The organism is Pseudomonas sp. Z2-11 (assembly GCF_054161305.1).
Genome location: NZ_CP096395.1, coordinates 4,105,074 through 4,121,399 on the forward strand (window position 1 = coordinate 4,105,074; position 16,326 = coordinate 4,121,399).

The following is a 16,326-nucleotide window of genomic DNA, read 5'->3' on the forward strand; positions in this document are numbered from 1 at the left end:
CTGTGGGAGCGAGCCTGCTCGCGAAGGCCTCAGCTCGGTCTACAACACCCAGGAATCAGGGCCGCTCCAACGCACTCACCAGGTCATGGAACGCTTCACGATTGGAGTCGTTCAGCCCCATGAGGATCTTGTGCGCTTCAAGCACCTTGATCCGCACGTCCTCTTCGGACTGGTCCTGATCAGGCAGATCATCCAGGCATTCCGGGCATGGCACCGGATCGCCGACGATGTTGAACACCTGATCGAAGCCCATCGACTGCAGCAAACGGGTAATGTCGTTGTGGGTGGTGACAACGGTCGGCAGCAGGCCGACCTTTTGCCGCGACAGGATCGACAATTTGGCCAGCAGGCCCAGGGTGGTGCTGTCGATGCTGCGGGTTTCGGTCAGGTCGATCACGATGGCGTTGAAGTTCAACGCGGTGAAGATCTTCTCGATTGTCGCATCCAGCGCCGAACACAAGGTCAGGCGCACTTCACCGACAAACTTCAGGACGAAGGTGCCGTCCTGCTCGGCGAACTGGATTCTACCGGTACTCATCAAAGATTCCTGCTCAACACTAACAGGGCGATATCATCCGGCATCTCCCCTAGCGTGGCTAATCCAAACACTTGCCGCAGGCCTTCCAGGCTGCCGCCCGCCGCGCTTACCCGTTCAGGCAAGGCCGCTTCTTTCTCTTTGAGTGTAGGTTCCGACAAAAGGTCCAGAATGCCATCAGACATCAGCGTCAGGCTGAAAGCCGGAGGCAGTTCCAGCACGTGATCTTCATAGGTGGCCTCGTTGAACAGGCCTACCGGCAAGCCACGCCCTTCCAGGTAACGAACACTGTCAGGTGTGTACAAAACGGGCAACGGCAGGTGACCGCCGATGCTATACGTCAACAAACCAGTCTCCTCGTCGATGACTCCACCGACCATCGTGACGTGTTTGCCCAGCTTACAACTGATCAGGCCTCGGTTGATATGCCCAAGGACCTCCGAGGGCTTGAATTCGGGCAACGTACCATTGCGCTTGGATTCGAACAGCAGGCGCGTGGTCATGAACTTCAGCAGTACGGTCACGAATGCCGACGAAGCACCGTGTCCGGAAACATCCGCCAGGTAGAAAGCCACTCGGCGCTCATCGACCCGGAAATAATCGACAAAATCACCCGACAGGTACAACGACGGGATGATCTGGTGGGCAAAACGGAAACCGTCGACGGTCCAAGGGCTGACCGGCAGCATGTTCATCTGCACCTGACGCCCGGCGTTCTGGTCTTCCTGCAACAGGTTCAGGCTGGCTTCCAGCTCACGGTTGGCCGTTTCCAGCTTCTCGCGATAGCGCTGGTTCTCGACCAACAGGCGCGAGCGGTCCAGGGCTCGACGCACCGAATGCTCGAGCACGGCAAGGTCTTCGAGGGGCTTGATCAGGTAATCCGCCGCGCCCAGGCGCAATGCCTCGACCGCGTCGTTCATCACCCCCGCGCCCGACACCACGATCACCGGAGTCTGTGACGACAGCTCGGTGACCTGGCGAATGAGTTCGAGTCCGCCCATCTGCGGCATGCGCAGGTCGCAGATGACCAGGTCGGGCTTGTCCTGCTCGAATACCTGAAGACCCTGCTGGCCGTTGCTGGCCTGCAGGACGCTGAAACCACTGTCTTCCAAGTAGGCTGCGAGGCTGGCTCGCACCACTTCGTCATCATCGATTATCAGCAGCGTGGCACTGGTTTTTGGCATGTGGGCAAACGGCGCCAGAATTAGGTTGGCGTAGGGGGCTGGGCAACTGGGCCTGGCACGCACTACTGGATTCGCTTTCTAGCCTCTCTGTCGTACAGGTTTCAGGCGTTTGCCCTACACGCATATACATCAGAGGTGCCCTTCTAAGGCGCAGACGGTACTCCCATCCGCGGGGCGTTTCAAGCTCATGCAGATAGCCCGCTCGAGCTCTTTATTTGTCAAAGCACAGAGAGTTATAAGAACCGAGCGAAGCGTAACTCAATGGAAGGTTGATTCCGGCTCTGGACAGAAGCCAAAGCACGAAAGGCGGCCTTTCGGGCCGCCTTTCACATTCAACCGGCCGAAATCAGAAATCGTCTTCGACCTGGCCATCCTTGACCTTGAATTCACGGTTCTGCAGGAAGGCGTTGCGCAGGAACACATACTTGTCGCCGCTGACCATTTTCTCGGCAGACAGCAGGCTGGCGCGGGTGTCGACGATGTTCAGGCCCCAGATGGAGTTACGCACCGAGACGTTGTCGATGTAGGGGTATGGCGTGGTGTAGCTGTCGACCAGCCTGGCTGGCGCATCACGCAGGGTGCTCGGCCCCAGCAGCGGCAGCATCAGGTAGGGTCCGCTGCCCAGCCCCCAGTATCCCAGGGTCTGGCCGAAATCTTCGTCGTTGCGCTGCAGCCCCATATGGGTGCCCACATCGAAGAAGCCCAGCAGGCCGAATGTCGTGTTGAAGATCAACCGGGCAGTATCGACCCCGGCGGCAGCCGGCTTGGCTTGCAGTACATCGTTGGCCAGGTTGCCGACGTCACCGATGTTGCGAAACATGTTGTGGATGCCGTCTTCGAGGAACTGCGGCGTCACGTACTGGTAACCCTGGGCCAGCGGCTTCAGTGCGTAGGTGTCGATGGTGTCGTTGAAGGTGAATATCGGACGGTTGACGCTTTCCCAAGGATCTTCTTCCGTGGCGGCGTGAGCGGCGAACGGCACCAGCAGGACGCTGGCAGATAGACACAGCTGAGCTAGACGATGGCTCCAGCGCATAGGGGAAAACTCCTTGGATTATTCAGGCAAGGGCGCCGAGCCCAGGCGGTAAGGTGGCTAGTATAAGGCGGAACGCGTGGATAGGCAGCACAGAAAAAGGAAGCTCTCCGTAGGAATTTTCCATACCGGCCGCCTTCATCCCACTGTAACCGGACTGTCATCGTGCCTCGTTAGGCTGCAGGTTATTTCAAGGACGTCCACATGCCCCGCGCCGAAGCCAAGCCCCTCCCCGCCCCCAGCCTGACGGCCGTCCTGTTTGGCCTCAGCGGATGCCTGGTTGATTTCGGCGCGCGCGCTCGCCAGCCAGGGATTACGCCGGCCGAGCACACGCAACCGACACCCGGCGCGTTGGAAAGCTTGCAACACTTGCGGCAACTCGACATTCCCTGCGCCTGGCTTGACGAATTGCCGCCCACCATCAGCCATGGATTGGCGGCCTCGCTGCCGGGCTGGGTCAAATCTCCGCAACTTCCTGCAACAAATAATCCGTGGCCAGCGCCCCATGCCTGTTGGCAAGCCCTTATGGCGTTGGATGTCAGGCAACTGGATGGCTGCGTATTGGTCAGCGGCGAACCGAAGCTGTTGCAGTCGGGGCTAAACGCCGGTCTATGGACCATCGGGCTGGCATCCTGCGGCTCGCTGTGCGGCCTTACGCCCGCCGAATGGCAAGCCTTGAGCCAGCAGGAACGGGAAATCAGACGCGCCAAGGCCACCGTGCAGCTGTTCGGCCTGGGGGTGCATTCGGTGATCGATCACCTGGGCGAACTCGATACCTGCCTGGCCGATATCAGCCTGCGTCGCCTCAAAGGCGAGAAGCCCTGACCAGGATCATGCAGGGCGCTTGAGTGTGGATTACTCTTAAGGCAAGCCATGGACTTTTGACGCAGCGTCGCGGTCCATGGCAGTGCCTATCAATAAAGGGAGTACGCCAATGCCTGCCCGCCGCGAATTGCAAGAACAACTGAATGCCCTGCGCGAGCAATTGGAACAGAACCCGCCGCTGTCTGAGTCAGAGCGCGAAAACCTGCACCAGTTGATGGCGCAGATCGACTCTGAGATCCAATTGGAAAACCAACTTCAGGACAACAACCTGGTCGACGGCGTGAACTTGGCCGTGGAACGTTTTGAGGTGGACCATCCGACGATCGCCGGAACACTGCGCAATATCGTCAACACCTTGGGCAGCATGGGGATCTAAGCCCGTCAAACGCAAAAAGCCCTGCTATCGCCAGCAGGGCTTTTTAGTAATCTGCATATTGAAATGCAATCCACTGTGGGAGCGAGCCTGCTCGCTCCCACAAGAGTCCTCCCACAAGGGCTCTTCCACAAGAACTCTTCAGCAAGAAACTTTATTGCCGAACCAGACGCTGGTTCGGCAGTTGCACATTTTCGGTGCTGCGGTACGGATTGATATCCAACCCACCCCGGCGCACATACCGCGCATACACCGTCAATTTCTCCGGCTTGAGCAAGCGTTGCAGGTCGAGGAAGATCCGCTCGACGCACTGCTCATGGAAGTCCGAATGCTGGCGGAAGCTGACGATGTAAGCCAGCAGGCTGGCGTGGTCCAGCGCCGCGCCGCGATACTCCACCGCCACGCTGCCCCAGTCCGGCTGGCTGGTTACCGGGCAGTTGGACTTGAGCAGATGGCTGTGCAGGCTTTCCTCGACGATACGCGATGCATCGCAACGCAGCAGCTCCGGACGCGGGTGCTCGTAGGAGTCGACAGTGATGTCCAGGTCGTCAACGCAGACACCGGGTAATGCAACGGTGCCTTCGCTCTCGACCTCCTTGAGGCTGCGAATCCGCACACCTACCGGCTTGCCCGCCGCGGCGGAAAGGTCCTGGCGCAGCGTGGCTTCCAGGCTCGCGCTGTCGTTGAACGCCGTCTGGTTCAAGGAGTTCAGGTACAGCTTGAAAGATTTGGATTCGATGATATTCGGCGAATCCGCCGGGATCGCGAATTCACCAATGGCGACAACCGGCTTGCCGGACGGCAGCAGCCATGACAGCTCGAAACAGTTCCAGAAATCCACGCCCTTGTACGGCAGGGTCTCGGCCGTCAGGCCCAGTTCCGCCCATTTCGCGGTTCGCGGGATCGGAAACAGCAGTGACGGCGTGTACGTGGCGATGTATTCGCTGGATTTGCCCAGCGGCGAGTGTTCGGCTGCGGGATGCATGACGGAAACCTGACTGAAGAATCAGCGGATTCTACCAGCCTTTCCGGTTTCCTTGAGCGCTTGCTCCGCCAACTGGCTTACAGTTGCATTACAACTTTGTCAGCTTGCCCCATGACACCATGCACCACGGTATAACGCCCACGTTCAAACACAGCCTTGAGCCCGACCATGAAACTGCTGATCGTCGAAGACCAACTGAAAACCGGCCAGTACCTGCGCCAAGGTTTGAGCGAAGCCGGGTTCAACGCCGATCTGGTGGCTGATGGCAGCACCGGCCAGCAACTGGCCGTGAGCGGTGAATACGCGCTGTTGATTCTTGACGTGATGCTACCCGGCCGCGATGGCTGGCAGATTCTGCAAGCGGTGCGCGGCGCCGGGCTGGACACGCCGGTGCTGTTTCTCACCGCGCGGGATGCGATAGAGGATCGTGTGCATGGCCTGGAACTGGGTGCCGATGATTACCTGATCAAGCCCTTCGCCTTTTCCGAACTGCTGGCCCGGGTGCGCAGCCTGCTGCGCCGAGGCAGTTCGGCGGCCCAGGAAACCAGCCTGCAACTGGCGGACCTGCGGCTGGACTTGATCCGGCGCCGGGTAGAACGCGGCGGCAAACGCATCGACCTGACCGCCAAGGAATTCGCCCTGCTGGAGATGCTGCTGCGGCGCCAAGGCGAGGTATTGCCAAAGTCGTTGATTGCCTCACAAGTCTGGGACATGAATTTCGACAGTGACACCAATGTCATCGAGGTGGCGATCCGGCGTCTGCGGATCAAGATCGACGACGAGTTTCCCGACAAGCTGATCCACACCGTGCGCGGCATGGGCTATGTCCTTGAAGAGCGCAACCTGTGAGTCGCCGATGGTCGCTGAGCAATCGGCTGGCGCTGCTTTTCGCCGCCTGCACCGCCATCGTGTCGTTGTTTGCCGGCGTGCTGTTCAGCCGCGGCAGCGAGGCGCACTTCATCGAACTGGACCAGCAGTTGCTCGAAGCCAAATTGACTGGCGTGCGCCGCGCCCTGCAAGATGGCCCCAACCCCGAGGCGCGCCTGGCGGACGAGTTGAGCCGCCAGCCGGACCTTGCCTTGCGCATCAAGGACCGCGATGGCGTGCGCTGGCATGACAGCTCGATCCGCCTGCCGGTCCAGGTGCCTGAACGGCCCGGCCTGTCGACCCTCAACGACACCGACAATGACTACCGCGTATTAAACGCGCCGCTGGATCCCAATCGTGCGGATTCGCCCCAACTGGCACTGCTGCTGGACATCACCCACCACCAGCATTTCCTGCAACGCATGCAACGTCTGATCTGGCTGACCGTCGGCCTCTCGGCGCTGGCGACCGCCCTGCTTGGCGCCTGGGCCGCCCGGCGTGGCTTGCGCCCCCTGCGCCGTATGGGCGCCATTGCCAGCAGCGTCTCGGCACGTTCGCTCAATGCTCGACTGCCAGAAGAACACATGCCCGCCGAACTGGCGGAACTGGCCCACAGCATCAACGACATGCTTGGACGCCTCGACGATGCCTTCCAGCGCCTCTCTGCCTTCTCCGCCGACATCGCCCATGAGCTGCGTACGCCGTTGTCGAATCTGCTGACCCATACCCAGGTCACTCTCACCCGCGAACGCTCGCTGGACGACTATCGCGAAGCCCTGCACAGCAATCTCGAAGAGCTGCAATGGATGGCGCAACTGGTCAACGACATGCTTTACCTGGCCAAGGCCGACCATGGCTTGCTGGCCGTCCAGCGCGAACCGCTGGAGCTGGCGCTGGAAACGGACCTGCTGCTGGAGTTTTTCGCGCCACTGGCCGAAGACGCCGAGGTAAAGCTGAGCCGCGAAGGGAACGGACGTATCGAGGGCGATCGCAGCATGCTGCGTCGCGCGCTGTCCAATCTGCTGGACAACGCCCTGCGCTTCAGCCCCGGTGGTGGCGAGGTGCGGATACGGATTGTCGACGGGCCGCAGACTGTGCGCATCGATGTGGAAAACAGTGGCGGGGAAATTCCGGCGGCGCTGCTGCCGCGCCTGTTCGACCGTTTTTACCGCGCCGACCCGGCTCGCCAGGAAGGCAGCAGTGAACACGCCGGGCTGGGGCTGGCCATTACCCGCTCCATCATCCGCGCCCATGGCGGGGATATCCGCTGTGAATCGGCCGATGGCTGGACGCGGTTCGTGATCGAGTTGCCCAAGGCCGGTCAGCCCTGACACAAAACCCTGTGGCGAGGGAGCTTGCTCCCGCTGGAGTGCGAAGCGCTCCCAAAAAATCTGCAAGTCTGCACATCATCCATAATAAGCCCGCCGCTTTTGGGGCTGCTGCGCAGCCCAGCGGGAGCAAGCTCCCTCGCCACGGGGGCTTCCCGCGTTATCAGGAATACCGCAACGCCTGCGCAGGTTCGATCTTCGCCGCGCGCCAGGCCGGGTATACGGTGGCGAGGAAGCTGAGGATGAACCCGGCGGAGCAGATCAGCAGCACGTCGCCACGCTGCAGTTCCGACGGCAGGTTGCTGACGAAGTACACATCGGAACTGAAAATGTGCTGGCCGCTGACCCTTTCCAGCCAACCCACCAGCGCGCTGACATTCAACGCCGCAATCACCCCCAGCACCCCGCCGATCAACGTGCCCACCACGCCGATCACCGTGCCCTGGACCATGAAGATTGCCATGATCTGTCGCGGCGTGGCGCCGATGGTACGCAGGATCGCGATGTCCGCGCCCTTGTCGTTCACCACCATGATCAACGTGGCGATGATGTTGAACGCCGCCACCGCGACGATCATCAACAGCAACAGGCCGATCATCGTTTTTTCCATTTTCATCGCACTGAACAGACTGCCCTGGGTGTGGGTCCAGTCGTCAGCCTTGTAGGCCGCGCCAAGCCCGCTGGCGATGTCACCGGAGACTTTCGGCGCCGCGTATAAATCTTTCACCGCCAGACGCACGCTCTGTACCTGGTTCGGTTGCCAATGCTGCATCTGCGCGGCGTCGGCCAAGTGAATCAGCGCCATGGAACCGTCCAGCTCGGCGCCGACTTTGAACACCCCCACCACATTCAGTCGTTGCATCCGCGGGGTGATGCCCCCCGGCGCGGTGCTGACTTCCGGCACGATCAAGGTGACCTTGTCGCCGACATTCAAGCGAAAGCGTCGGGCAGTGATCTCACCGATCACCACGCCGAACTCGCCGGGCTTCAAGGCATCGAGACGCCCCTGGACGATGTGCTGGGCGACAATCGACACTTTGCCTTCCTGGGCCGGATCGACGCCGCTGATCTGGATCGGCTGCATCGAACCTTTATGGCTCAGCATCCCTTCCATCTCGGTGAATGGCACCGCAGCCGTCACTTCAGGATTTTTTAATGCCGCGGCGGCCACCGGTTGCCAATCGTCGATCGGGTTGACGCCGACGATAGTCGCGTGGGGAACCATGCCGAGGATGCGCGAGCTCATTTCGCGCTGGAAGCCGTTCATCACCGACAGCACGACAATCATCGCCAACACGCCAAGGGCGAGGCCGATCATCGAGGTCATGGAAATGAACGAGACAAAACGATTGCGGCGCTTGGCGCGGGTATAGCGCGTGCCGATGAAAATCGATAACGGTCTGAACATTCGCTGGGCACCGTATGAAAATAAAAGACCCGGCGCCGTATCAGCTACCGGGTTTCGGTCGGTCAGATCGGCGTCAGGCAACCTTCCTGCAAATGCAGGACGCGGTCCATCTGCCGGGCCAGGTTCATGTCGTGGGTCACCACCAGGAACGCCGTGCGCATCGAGGTGCTGAGTTCCAGCATCAAGTCCTGGATGCCTTGCGCGGTGTGGGAGTCGAGGTTGCCGGTCGGCTCGTCGAGCATCACCAGCCCAGGCTTGTTGACCAGGGCCCGGGCAATCGCCACGCGCTGGCGCTCGCCGCCGGACAGCTCGGCCGGCTTGTGCTCCAGACGATGGCCCAGTCCCACGCGCTCCAGCAACGCCGTAGCTCGCTGGCGGGCTTCGGGAATTGCGGTGCGGCCGATCAACAGCGGCATGCAGACGTTTTCCAGCGCGGTGAACTCGGGCAGCAGATGGTGGAACTGGTAGACGAAGCCCAGGGAGCGGTTACGCAACAGGCCGCGGGCCTTTTCGTTCAGCGCCGAAAGCTCTTCGCCCGCCAGCCAGACGCTGCCAGCGGTCGGCGTATCGAGGCCACCGAGCAAATTCAACAAGGTACTTTTGCCGGAGCCGGAAGTCCCGACGATCGCCACGCGCTCACCGGGGTGCAGCTCCAGTTGCAGGCCCGACAACACCACCACCGATTCCGGGCCTTCCTCGTAGGACTTGCCCAGGTTGCGGCAGCTCAAGATTGCTTTTTCACTCATGCCCGACTCACTCATAACGTAACGCCTCCGCCGGCTGGGTGCGCGCGGCACGCCAGGCTGGATACAGGGTGGCGAGGAAACTCAGGATCAACGCGGCGCCGCAGACCATCAACACGTCATCGGCCTGCAACTGCGAGGGCAGGTAGTCAATGAAGTACACGTCGGCGTTGAGAAACTTGTGCCCGATCAGCCCTTCGAGGGCGGCAATCGCGGCGCTGACATTCAGTGCGGCGAACATCCCTACCAAGGCGCCTACAAACGTGCCGATGACGCCGATGACGGTGCCCTGGACCATGAAGATCCGCATGATCTGCCCCGGCGTGGCGCCGAGGGTGCGCAGGATGGCGATGTCGCCTTTCTTGTCGTTCACCACCATCACCAGCGTGGAAATGATGTTGAACGCCGCCACGGCGACGATCAGCAACAGGAGCAAGCCGATCATGGCTTTTTCCATGCGGATCGCCTGGTACAGGTTGCCGTGGGTGCGGGTCCAGTCGCGGGCGTAATAACGGTCTTCGCCGAGCTGCTGGGCGATGTTCCACGCCACGCGCGGCGCCTGGAACAGATCATCGAACTTCAACCGCAGGCCCTGGACCTGATCCGGCTTCCAGCGATGCAGACGCGCGAGATCCTGAAGGTTGGTCACCCCCAGGTAACCGTCCAGCTCGCCGGCGCCGACATGGAAGATGCCGACCACGGTGAAGCGCTTCATGCGCGGGAACATGCCGCCTGGAGTGACAGTGACTTCCGGCGCGACAAACGTCAGCTTGTCACCGATGGCCACGCCGAGCTTGGTCGCCGCCTTGTCGCCGATCACGATACCGAAGCTGCCCGGCGCGAGGTCGTCGAGTTTGCCCTGCCGCATGAAGTTGTCGATGATCGACACCTGCCGCTCCAGCCCGGGATCGATGCCATTGAGCAAGACCTTGGAGACCTTGCCGTCGTTGGTCAGCAACCCCTGCATCTGGGTGAAAGGCGCAACGGCCAACACCTGCGGGTTCTGCTTGACCTTGGCGGCCAGGCTTGGCCAGTCGCTGATGGCTTCGCCGGTTTCGAGGGTCGCGTGGGGCACCATGCCCAGCACGCGGGTGCGCATTTCATGGTCGAAGCCGTTCATGACCGACAGCACGACGATCATCACGACCACGCCGAGGGCCAGGCCGATGATGGACGTCAGGGAAATGAACGATACGAAATGATTGCGACGCTTTGCACGGGTATAACGCGTGCCGATGAATACGAAGAGAGGTCTGAACATGTCGGGGCTTGTTCGGAGGGAAAAGGAACGTCCTTGTGGCGGGGGTCACAAACCAGCTTTACACTCAGACCACCGCCGCTACCATGGGTTCGCCATGTCGACATTAGATGAAGAAGATCGCCGCGAATACTACCGTATCGAGGACACGATCGCACTGGAAATTCGGCCCCTGTCCATTCCTGAAGCAGCCAGCCAGGAAGTGTTGCAGGATGAGTCCCCACTGTTCAACCTGCTCAGCGAGCTGCACCTGAGCGAGTTCGAATCACAACACCTGTTGCGCCAGATCAGCGAGCGCGAGCGCAGCATCGCGGCCTACCTCAAGGCCATGAACAAACGCATCGACCTGCTCAGCCAGGTCATCGCCGTAACGGTGCTCGGCGAAATCGGCGATCCCCAGCCGGTGATCATTTCCGAAGGCGGCATCGATTTCCAATACCCCAGCGCCATTGCCGTCGGCGCGCACCTGTCGGTCAAGCTGGTGCTGATGCCCCAGGCCCTGGGGCTGTTGTTGCGCGCACGCGTCACCCATTGCGACCCCAAGGGCAACGGTTATGACGTAGGCACCGAGTTTGAGCACCCGACCGACGCCCAGCGCCAATTGCTGGCCCGCTACATCCTGCAGAAGCAGGCGCAGGAACGGCGCCTGGCCCGGGAACTGAACGAATCTGGCATCGATAAGGAATAACCGTGACCCTCATTTATGGCCACCGCGGCGCCAAGGGCGAAGCACCGGAAAACACCCTCACCGGTTTCCAGGAATGCCTCAAGCACGGCGTACGCCGTTGCGAGCTGGACCTGCACCTGTCCATGGACGGCGAGTTGATGGTGATCCATGACCCGACCCTCAAGCGCACCACCGATCGCCGGGGCAAGGTGGTCGAACACACCGCCGCTGAACTGGTGACTTATGACGCGCGCAAGGGTGGCCCGGGCTGGATCAAGCCGTGCCCGATTCCACGCCTGGAAGAGTTGTTCGAGAAGTGTGATTTCGAGCACTGGCAACTGGAGGTGAAAAGCGCCTCACGCACCCGCGCCGCCGCCACCGTACTGGGCATCCGTGAAATGGCCCAGCGCTTCGGCCTGCTGGACAAAATCACCATCACTTCCAGTTCCCGGGAAGTGCTCAAGGCCGCGCTGGATCTGACTCCGGACATTTCCCGTGGACTGGTCGCCGAATACGCCTGGCTCGACCCGTTGAAGGTCGCCCAGAGCTATGGCTGTGAGATTCTGGCGCTGAACTGGACCCTGTGCACGCCGGAACGCCTGATCAAGGCGCAGCGCCAGGGGTTGCATGTGTCGGTGTGGACCGTCAACGAGCCCGCGCTCATGCGCAGGCTCGCCGACTTTGGCGCTGACAGCCTGATTACAGACTTTCCCGGTTTGGCCACCGCCACCCTCGAGAATTGCTGAAATCGGTCTCCCCGGCCGGCTCAGGCCACCGGCCGGAGCCGCTCAAAAAAGCCGGTTGAGCCCGTCGTAGGCCGCTACCCGATAGGCTTCGGCCATGGTCGGGTAGTTGAACGTGGTGTTGACGAAGTACTTCAACGTGTTCAGCTCGCCCGGCTGGTTCATGATCGCCTGGCCGATGTGGACGATTTCCGAGGCCTGGTAGCCGAAGCAGTGCACGCCCAGCACCTCCAGGGTCTCGCGGTGGAACAGGATTTTCAGCATGCCTTGCGGCTCGCCGGCGATCTGCGCCCGCGCCATGCTCTTGAAGAAGGCCTTGCCGACCTCGTAAGGCACCTTGGCCTGGGTCAGCTCCTGCTCGTTCTTGCCGATCGAGCTGATCTCCGGAATGGTGTAGATGCCGGTCGGCACGTCATTGACGAAACGCCAGCTGCCGTTGTCGACGATGCTGCCGGCGGCCGAACGGCCCTGGTCGTGGGCGGCACTGGCCAGGCTCGGCCAGCCGATCACGTCACCGGCGCCATAGATGTTCGGCACGCAGGTGCGGTAGTTCTCGTCGACTTCGATCTGGCCGCGACTGTTGACCTTCACGCCGATGTTTTCCAGACCCAGGGTGTCGGTGTTGCCGGTGCGGCCGTTGCACCAGAGCAAGGCGTCGGCCTTGATCTTCTTGCCGGACTTGAGGTGCAGGATCACACCGTTGTCCACGCCTTCGACGCGCTCGTAATCCTCGTTGTGGCGCACGGTGATGTTGTTGTTGCTGAAGTGGTAGCTCAGGGCCTGGGAAATCTCCGAGTCCAGGAAGCTCAGCAACTGCCCACGGTTGTCCACCAGTTCCACCAGCACGCCCAGGCCGCTGAAGATCGAGGCGTATTCGCAACCGATCACGCCGGCACCGTAGACGATAAGTTTGCGCGGGGTATGCCCCAGGCTCAGGATCGTGTCGCTATCGTAGATACGTGCGTGGTTGAAATCGATGTCCGCCGGGCGATACGGACGCGAGCCAGTGGCGATGATGATGTGCTTGGCCACCAGTTTCTCGACTACGCCATTGCCGCAGACCACTTCGACCGTTTGCTCGTCGGCGAAGCTGCCAGTGCCGAAAAACACGTCCACACGGTTGCGGGCGTAATAGCCGGTACGCGAAGCCACTTGCTTGGAAATCACCTTCTCGGCGCTCTTGAGCACGTCCGGGAAGGAAAACCAGCGCGGCTCGCCGATTGCCCGGAACATCGGGTTGGTGTTGAACTGCATGATCTGCCGGACCGAGTGACGCAAGGCCTTGGACGGGATGGTACCCAAGTGGGTGCAGTTGCCGCCAACCTGCCGACGGCTGTCGACCATCGCCACCTTGCGCCCTGCCTTGGCGGCGTTCATTGCCGCACCTTCCCCCGCCGGGCCGGAACCCAGTACCACCACGTCGTAGTTGTAGACAGCCATGCGTACTCCTCAGAACAGGCCGCGATGCCACAGTTGGCACCGACGGCTAAATCATGCCGGCCGGCGGCATGAAGGAACAATTTGGGACCGGTTCACGCGCCCGGCCACAGTCTATAGAAGCGTCAACGCCGCGCACATTACCCCTTGGTCGCGTCGTAGGCTAGTTTTGCCTGCGCTATTTCGCCACAGGTGGGCTTTCATAACCCTGTCAGCATTGCGTGACAATCATCTCAAGTTCAACTGAATCATCGTGGCGAGGGAGCTTGCTCCCGCTGGGCTGCGCAGCGGCCCCTTTTGTGAGCGCTTCGCACTCAAGCGGGAGCAAGCTCCCTCGCCACGAGTACAGCGCTGAACAAGCTCATCGTCATCATTGGGTTTTTCCGCCGACCATCCGTTCAAACGCATCGTTTGTGCGTACGACGAAACGCTCTCCATCGCGCAGCACAAAAAATACTCCGATGCCGTGCTCCTGGGCATAGTCCCAACCCTCTTCGGGACCGAGAATCAGCAACAGCGTCGATAGTCCATCGGCCAACATCGCTGAAGGATGAATTACCGTGACCGACGCCAGGTTGTGTAGGACCGGCGCCCCGGTGCGCGCATCAAAGGTATGGGAGTAACGCTTGCCGCCCTGCTCGAAATATTTACGATAGTCGCCCGACGTTGAAACCCCGTAGCCGTTGACCTCGATGACACGCTCAGCCATTTGCCGATCGTTCCGAGGCTCTTCCAGGGCGATGCGCCAGGCCGATCCATCCGGCTTGTGCCCGACAGCCTTGAGTTCACCGGTGGCCTCGGCCAGATAGCTGTCGATGCCCAAAGCCTGGAGCTTCGCGGCGATGCGGTCGACGGCATAACCCGCCGCGATGCTGTTGAAATCGACTTCCACCGCGGCGTCCTTGCATAACCGATTGCCTTCGATCCGCAAGTAGCCATGGCCAACCTGTCGTCGCGCCAGGGCCAGGGCCTCGGCGCTGGGCACCGCCTCTCGCCGGGATTGCGGGCCGAAGCCCCACAGGTTCAGTAAAGGCTCCACCGTCAGATCGAACGCACCATGGCTTTGCGAAGATAGCTGCTCACCCACCCGGACAAGTTCAAGCACAGGTCCCGGCATGGTCAGGCAACTGCCGCCAGGCAGCGCATTGAAGCGCTCGATTTCCGAATCGCTGCGATAGGTGGAAAACAGCCGATCCACTTCGGCGAGAATTTTTCCTACCTCGGCCTGCACCACGTTCGGACCGGGCGTGGCGGCATGCCTGACGTACTGGACGGAATAACGGCTGCCCATGGTCGGGCCATCGAAGCGTTCCAGGGTATCGCCCTGGCCGCAGCCGGACACAACGCCGGCCAGCATCACAAGCCCAATCCATCGTCCAGTTAACAAATCTTCATCTCCCCACAAAACCACGCCGGCCATTATGGGCTCCAGCGCATGCAAAAAAACCCTGTGGGAGCGAGCCTGCTCGCGAAAGCAATGGACCGATCAACGTCAAGGTGCCTGACACACCACCTTCGCGAGCAGGCTCGCTCCCACATGGATTGCAGCGCTTTCATACAAGATTGCCAGAGTGAGTACCTACACATGCCTTCCAACACGAGCAACGGCAAGGCGATTTTTCGCGTTGTCAGCGGCAACTTCCTGGAGATGTTCGACTTCATGGTCTATGGCTTCTACGCCACGGCCATCGCCAAGACGTTCTTCCCGACCGACAGTGCCTTCGCCTCGCTGATGCTGTCACTGGCCACGTTCGGCGCCGGGTTCCTGATGCGTCCGCTGGGCGCGATCTTCCTTGGCGCCTACATCGACCGTCACGGCCGGCGCAAAGGCCTGATCATCACCCTCGCGATGATGGCCGCCGGCACGGTGCTGATCGCCTGTGTACCGGGTTACGCCACGTTGGGCGTGGCGGCGCCGCTGCTGGTATTGCTGGGCCGATTGCTGCAGGGCTTTTCCGCAGGCGTGGAACTCGGTGGGGTCTCGGTGTACCTGGCGGAAATCTCTACGCCGGGGCGCAAGGGCTTTTTTGTCAGTTGGCAGTCTGCCAGCCAACAGGCCGCCGTGGTCTTTGCCGGTCTGCTGGGGGTTGGCCTCAATCACTGGCTGAGCCCGCAGGAAATGGGCGAATGGGGCTGGCGCGTGCCGTTCCTGATCGGTTGCCTGATCGTACCGGTCATTTTTGTAATTCGCCGCTCGCTGGAAGAAACGCCGGAATTCCAGGCGAGGAAACACCGCCCTACCCTGTCGGAAATCGTCCGCTCCATTGGCCAGAACTTCGGCATTGTCCTGGCCGGCATGGCACTGGTGGTGATGACTACGGTGTCGTTCTACCTGATTACGGCCTACACGCCGACATTTGGCAAGGCTGAGCTCAACCTGTCGGAGCTGGATGCGCTGCTGGTCACAGTGTGTATCGGCTTGTCGAATTTCTTCTGGCTGCCGGTCATGGGCGCGCTTTCTGACAAGATCGGGCGCAAACCGCTGCTGCTGGCTGCGACAATCCTGGCGATCCTGACCGCCTACCCGGCGCTGTCCTGGCTGGTAGCGAACCCCAGCTTCAGCCATTTACTGATCGTCGAGCTGTGGTTGTCGTTCCTGTATGGATCGTACAACGGCGCCATGGTGGTCGCCCTGACGGAAATCATGCCGGTTGAAGTGCGTACTACTGGCTTTTCCCTGGCCTATAGCCTGGCGACGGCAACGTTCGGCGGGTTCACGCCGGCGGCCTGTACTTATCTGATCCATGTGCTGGATAACAAAGCGGCGCCGGGGATCTGGCTCAGTGGTGCGGCGGTGTTGGGGTTGATTGCGACCTTGGTACTGTTCAAGGGTAATCGGCATGAGCTGCGCACGGCGCAGGCCTCTGTAGTGGGTGGTGCCTGATAAATCATCATCGTCGGATCGCCGCCCGGAGCAAGCTCGCTCCCACAGTTGACCGA

At 60.9% G+C, this 16,326-nt stretch carries 16 protein-coding genes; 7 read left to right on the plus strand and 9 right to left on the minus strand.

Annotated features, from left to right (window positions below; translation table 11 throughout):
- Positions 1–55: 55 nt before the first annotated feature.
- The 3 genes from rssC to M1E16_RS18195 form a co-directional block, all read right to left on the minus strand.
- Positions 56–538, minus strand: coding sequence for an anti-sigma factor antagonist RssC (gene rssC, locus M1E16_RS18185; protein ID WP_305500035.1), 483 nt, complete (start codon positions 536–538; stop codon positions 56–58).
- Positions 538–1,719, minus strand: coding sequence for a two-component system response regulator RssB (rssB, locus tag M1E16_RS18190; RefSeq protein ID WP_434573055.1), 1,182 nt, complete (start codon positions 1,717–1,719; stop codon positions 538–540). The genes rssC and rssB overlap by 1 nt, the downstream gene beginning before the upstream one ends.
- 346 nt (positions 1,720–2,065) lie before the next feature.
- Positions 2,066–2,755 carry an MlaA family lipoprotein gene (locus M1E16_RS18195; protein ID WP_458128066.1) on the minus strand — a complete coding sequence of 230 codons (690 nt, stop codon included), beginning with the start codon at positions 2,753–2,755 and terminating at the stop codon, positions 2,066–2,068.
- A gap of 201 nt (positions 2,756–2,956) precedes the next feature.
- Here M1E16_RS18195 and M1E16_RS18200 point away from each other — a divergent pair, with 201 nt between their 5' ends.
- Positions 2,957–3,577, plus strand: a complete 621-nt coding sequence (locus tag M1E16_RS18200) for an HAD family phosphatase (protein WP_458128067.1) — start codon at positions 2,957–2,959, stop codon at positions 3,575–3,577.
- Between the two features lie 109 nt (positions 3,578–3,686).
- Positions 3,687–3,953, plus strand: coding sequence for a DUF4404 family protein (locus M1E16_RS18205; RefSeq protein WP_434573051.1), 267 nt, complete (start codon positions 3,687–3,689; stop codon positions 3,951–3,953).
- A 151-nt stretch (positions 3,954–4,104) separates the two neighbouring features.
- Here the strand turns inward: M1E16_RS18205 and queF are convergent, their stop codons facing one another.
- Positions 4,105–4,935, minus strand: a complete 831-nt coding sequence (queF, locus tag M1E16_RS18210) for an NADPH-dependent 7-cyano-7-deazaguanine reductase QueF (protein WP_458128068.1) — start codon at positions 4,933–4,935, stop codon at positions 4,105–4,107.
- A 168-nt stretch (positions 4,936–5,103) separates the two neighbouring features.
- On the opposite strand from queF, the gene M1E16_RS18215 reads away from it, so the two are divergent.
- Positions 5,104–5,784, plus strand: a complete 681-nt coding sequence (locus M1E16_RS18215; RefSeq protein WP_434629774.1) for a heavy metal response regulator transcription factor — start codon at positions 5,104–5,106, stop codon at positions 5,782–5,784.
- A complete protein-coding gene (locus tag M1E16_RS18220; protein WP_458128069.1) occupies positions 5,781–7,133 on the plus strand; it encodes a heavy metal sensor histidine kinase in 1,353 nt (450 codons plus the stop codon). The genes M1E16_RS18215 and M1E16_RS18220 overlap by 4 nt, the downstream gene beginning before the upstream one ends.
- A gap of 160 nt (positions 7,134–7,293) precedes the next feature.
- On the opposite strand, the gene M1E16_RS18225 is transcribed toward M1E16_RS18220, so the two are convergent.
- From M1E16_RS18225 to M1E16_RS18235, 3 genes are all read right to left on the minus strand, one after another.
- Positions 7,294–8,538: a lipoprotein-releasing ABC transporter permease subunit gene (locus tag M1E16_RS18225; protein ID WP_434629769.1), complete on the minus strand. Its 1,245-nt coding sequence runs from the start codon at positions 8,536–8,538 to the stop codon at positions 7,294–7,296.
- Between the two features lie 62 nt (positions 8,539–8,600).
- Positions 8,601–9,284 (minus strand): lipoprotein-releasing ABC transporter ATP-binding protein LolD, encoded by a 684-nt coding sequence (gene lolD, locus M1E16_RS18230; protein ID WP_162843734.1) that lies wholly within the window; start codon positions 9,282–9,284, stop codon positions 8,601–8,603.
- A 7-nt stretch (positions 9,285–9,291) separates the two neighbouring features.
- Positions 9,292–10,542, minus strand: a complete 1,251-nt coding sequence (locus M1E16_RS18235; protein ID WP_305500020.1) for a lipoprotein-releasing ABC transporter permease subunit — start codon at positions 10,540–10,542, stop codon at positions 9,292–9,294.
- 94 nt (positions 10,543–10,636) lie between these two features.
- Here M1E16_RS18235 and M1E16_RS18240 point away from each other — a divergent pair, with 94 nt between their 5' ends.
- Together M1E16_RS18240 and M1E16_RS18245 are read left to right on the plus strand one after the other, a co-directional pair.
- On the plus strand, positions 10,637–11,227 hold the full coding sequence (locus tag M1E16_RS18240; RefSeq protein WP_305500019.1) for a PilZ domain-containing protein: 591 nt from the start codon (positions 10,637–10,639) through the stop codon (positions 11,225–11,227).
- 2 nt (positions 11,228–11,229) lie between these two features.
- On the plus strand, positions 11,230–11,952 hold the full coding sequence (locus M1E16_RS18245) for a glycerophosphodiester phosphodiesterase (RefSeq protein WP_003199672.1): 723 nt from the start codon (positions 11,230–11,232) through the stop codon (positions 11,950–11,952).
- A 42-nt stretch (positions 11,953–11,994) separates the two neighbouring features.
- Here M1E16_RS18245 and sthA read toward each other — a convergent pair whose 3' ends face one another.
- The gene (gene sthA / locus M1E16_RS18250) at positions 11,995–13,389 is read right to left on the minus strand and encodes a Si-specific NAD(P)(+) transhydrogenase (RefSeq protein WP_245142796.1); all 1,395 of its coding nucleotides are present in this window, start codon (positions 13,387–13,389) and stop codon (positions 11,995–11,997) included.
- Between the two features lie 367 nt (positions 13,390–13,756).
- On the minus strand, positions 13,757–14,743 hold the full coding sequence (locus tag M1E16_RS18255) for an FAD:protein FMN transferase (RefSeq protein WP_458128070.1): 987 nt from the start codon (positions 14,741–14,743) through the stop codon (positions 13,757–13,759).
- Positions 14,744–14,971: 228 nt separating this feature from the next.
- On the opposite strand from M1E16_RS18255, the gene tcuC reads away from it, so the two are divergent.
- Positions 14,972–16,270 carry a tricarballylate/proton symporter TcuC gene (gene tcuC, locus M1E16_RS18260; RefSeq protein ID WP_458128071.1) on the plus strand — a complete coding sequence of 433 codons (1,299 nt, stop codon included), beginning with the start codon at positions 14,972–14,974 and terminating at the stop codon, positions 16,268–16,270.
- Positions 16,271–16,326: the final 56 nt, after the last annotated feature.

Excerpts from the sequence above, each read along its gene's own strand:
- tcuC (WP_458128071.1), top strand. The coding sequence starts at position 14,972 with ATGCCTTCCAACACGAGCAACGGCAAGGCGATTTTTCGCGTTGTCAGC.
- sthA (WP_245142796.1), bottom strand. The coding sequence starts at position 13,389 with ATGGCTGTCTACAACTACGACGTGGTGGTACTGGGTTCCGGCCCGGCG.
- M1E16_RS18215 (WP_434629774.1), top strand. The coding sequence starts at position 5,104 with ATGAAACTGCTGATCGTCGAAGACCAACTGAAAACCGGCCAGTACCTG.
- queF (WP_458128068.1), bottom strand. The coding sequence starts at position 4,935 with ATGCATCCCGCAGCCGAACACTCGCCGCTGGGCAAATCCAGCGAATAC.
- M1E16_RS18205 (WP_434573051.1), top strand. The coding sequence starts at position 3,687 with ATGCCTGCCCGCCGCGAATTGCAAGAACAACTGAATGCCCTGCGCGAG.
- M1E16_RS18255 (WP_458128070.1), bottom strand. The coding sequence starts at position 14,743 with ATGCTGGCCGGCGTTGTGTCCGGCTGCGGCCAGGGCGATACCCTGGAA.
- M1E16_RS18240 (WP_305500019.1), top strand. The coding sequence starts at position 10,637 with ATGTCGACATTAGATGAAGAAGATCGCCGCGAATACTACCGTATCGAG.
- M1E16_RS18225 (WP_434629769.1), bottom strand. The coding sequence starts at position 8,538 with ATGTTCAGACCGTTATCGATTTTCATCGGCACGCGCTATACCCGCGCC.
- M1E16_RS18195 (WP_458128066.1), bottom strand. The coding sequence starts at position 2,755 with ATGCGCTGGAGCCATCGTCTAGCTCAGCTGTGTCTATCTGCCAGCGTC.
- M1E16_RS18235 (WP_305500020.1), bottom strand. The coding sequence starts at position 10,542 with ATGTTCAGACCTCTCTTCGTATTCATCGGCACGCGTTATACCCGTGCA.
- rssC (WP_305500035.1), bottom strand. The coding sequence starts at position 538 with ATGAGTACCGGTAGAATCCAGTTCGCCGAGCAGGACGGCACCTTCGTC.
- lolD (WP_162843734.1), bottom strand. The coding sequence starts at position 9,284 with ATGAGTGAAAAAGCAATCTTGAGCTGCCGCAACCTGGGCAAGTCCTAC.
- rssB (WP_434573055.1), bottom strand. The coding sequence starts at position 1,719 with ATGCCAAAAACCAGTGCCACGCTGCTGATAATCGATGATGACGAAGTG.
- M1E16_RS18200 (WP_458128067.1), top strand. The coding sequence starts at position 2,957 with ATGCCCCGCGCCGAAGCCAAGCCCCTCCCCGCCCCCAGCCTGACGGCC.